The sequence below is a fragment of the Pseudomonas sp. genome, assembly GCF_049590575.1.
GTDB lineage: Bacteria > Pseudomonadota > Gammaproteobacteria > Pseudomonadales > Pseudomonadaceae > Aquipseudomonas.
Genome location: NZ_JBAWDE010000004.1, coordinates 1 through 2,339 on the forward strand (window position 1 = coordinate 1; position 2,339 = coordinate 2,339).

Here is a 2,339-nt window from a genome sequence, read left to right on the forward strand (position 1 = left end):
CCTGATGGCCGCGCTCGGCCAGCCACAGCGACATATGCCCCAGCCCCGCGCCGATATCCAGCACGCGCAACGGGCGCTCCGGCAAGGCTTCGGCCAGGTCGGCCTGGAGCACCGCCAGGCGAATCGCGCCTTTGGCGCCGCCGTAGATTTTCTCGGCGAAGCGCGTGGCCAGTTGGTCGAAATGACGGTCACTCATGGGCAAACCGCCGCTCGCTATCGGCCAGTTTGGCGCGTACCACCTCGTTCATGTCCAAGCCCAGCTCACTGCACAACAACAGCAGGTACAGCACGATATCGCCGACTTCCTGCCCGGCGTGGGCGAGTGTGTCGGCGGGCAACTGGCGGGACTGGTCTTCGGTCAGCCATTGGAAGATTTCCACCAGTTCGGCCATTTCCACGCTGGCGGCCATGGCCAGGTTCTTCGGGCTGTGGAATGGCTTCCAGGCGTTGTTATCGCGGATGCGGTGCAGGCGTTCGGTGAGGTGTTCGAGGTTCATGCGGGGGCTCCTGAAGGTGGGTAGCTTCGGGGGGTTTGGGCTGGAAGGCAAGTGAACCTTTAGGCCATCGGGGGCAAGCCCCCCGCCACATTGTGCCCTGTGAACACTTTCAAAGGTGGGAGGGGGCTTGCCCCCGATGGCGGCCTAATCAACAACACTGAACTCCAGCCTTGCAGTCTGTCCGGCTTCATCGAGGACGCTGAGCTGGTAGCGCCCCAGTCGCTCGAAACTGGCGTTGATAAAGTCCTGGTTGGCGCTGTCGCCCAGCGGCGTACCGTTGAGGAACCACCAGCGCCGACCGCTGCCGCCCAGGGCGGAGATTTTCAGGTGCAGGGCTTGCTGACTGGCGGCCGGCAGGCGCAGTTGGTCGCCTTCACGCACACCGACGATCGACAACGGCGATGAGGCCGCCAGCGCCGGTGGCGGGCAATCGGGGTCAGCGGGTGGAATCCGCGCCTCACGGCGTTCCACCCTGGGCAGCCAAGGCTCCAGCGGCGCAGGCCACAGGGCGATGTTTTTCGGTTCTGCACCAGGACAGTGGGCGTTAACCCGCAAGCCCTTGGCGTTGACCCACACGCTTTCCATCAAGCCCACGCTCAGCGGTTGATCCAAGGCCTGCAAGGTCGGCGGCGTGGTGTTGTCCAGCGTCCAGGCAAACCGCTGGCGACGGCAATTGGGGTCGGTGCGACTCATCGGCTGGCCGAGCGGCCAACAAATCGCCGCCACGCCGACATTCGCCGGCACCGGTTTGACCGGCGCGCTGATGCCGCGCTGGCTGTCGCGGTTGGTCAGCACATCGTGTACCTGCAACATCAAGGGTGCCGCCGAGGCCAGGCCGAACTGCCCTGGCACCGGCGTGCCGTCGGGTCGGCCGATCCACACGCCGATCAAGTAGCGCGGCCCCACGCCAATTGCCCAGGCATCGCGAAAGCCATAGCTGGTGCCGGTTTTCCACGCCAGCACCGGGCGCTGCACCAGCTCGGCGCGCGGGTCGCGATCAGGCCGCGCCTGGCCGCTGAGGATACGCCGCACAATCCAGGCGGACCCTGGCGACAGTAACGGCCGTTCTCTGAGCGTATCGTCCGGCTGCAATCGAATGGTTGCACTCCTGCCGTCGCGGGCGAAGGCACTGTAGCCGCTGACCAGATCTTCCAGGCGGCTGCCCGCGCCGCCCAGGATCAACGCCAGGTTGGGCTCGGCCAGCGCCGGCAACGCCAACGACACACCGCCGATACGCATCTGCGCGGCAAAACGCTTGGGCCCATAGGCTTCCAGCAACTGCACCGCCGGCAAATTCAACGAGCTGGACAGCGCCGTACTCGCCGGCACCGCGCCAGTAAAGCCCATCGAGAAGTTGCCCGGCCGGTAATCGCCATAACGCCGGGGCACGTCCTGCAACAGCGATTCGGAATGAATCAAGCCGTCGTCCAGCGCCAGGCCATACAGGAAGGGTTTGAGCGTGGAGCCCGGCGAGCGCAGCGCGCTGATCATGTCCACATGGCCGAAACGCTTGGCATCGTTGATATCCACCGAGCCGAGGTAGGCGCGCACCGCCATGCTTTCTTCTTCGACCACCAGGATCGCCGCCGAGGTGTGTTCCGGCAGCCTTGCGCGCCAGCCCAGCAGCAGGTCTTCGAGACGGCGTTGCAGGGTGGCGTCCAGGGTGGTGCGAATCAGCGGCGGGCTGTCCGGGCGGTTCAAACGGCGCGCGAGCAAGGGTGCCAGGCTGGGTTCCAGGCGTGGGGCGAGCAGCAGCGGTTCTTCGAGGGCTTCATCGACGGCGGCTTGCGGCCACACCTGGAATTCGGCGAGGCGGCGCAGCACCTTGTCGCGGGCTTGCTG

2 protein-coding genes and 1 pseudogene are annotated in these 2,339 nt (G+C 65.9%); all 3 read right to left on the reverse strand.

The genetic code is table 11. From position 1 onward, the window contains the following. A pseudogene (locus WBR57_RS00095) lies at positions 1-196 on the reverse strand (SAM-dependent methyltransferase); the annotation flags it as partial. Next, complete coding sequence (locus WBR57_RS00100; protein WP_424080998.1) at positions 189-497, reverse strand: MazG-like family protein; 309 nt, start codon at positions 495-497, stop codon at positions 189-191. The pseudogene WBR57_RS00095 and the gene WBR57_RS00100, both read right to left, overlap by 8 nt. Positions 498-641: 144 nt before the next feature. Further along, positions 642-2,339 (reverse strand): penicillin-binding protein 1C (pbpC, locus tag WBR57_RS00105; protein WP_424081000.1); only part of this gene is annotated, 1,698 nt, incomplete at its 5' end.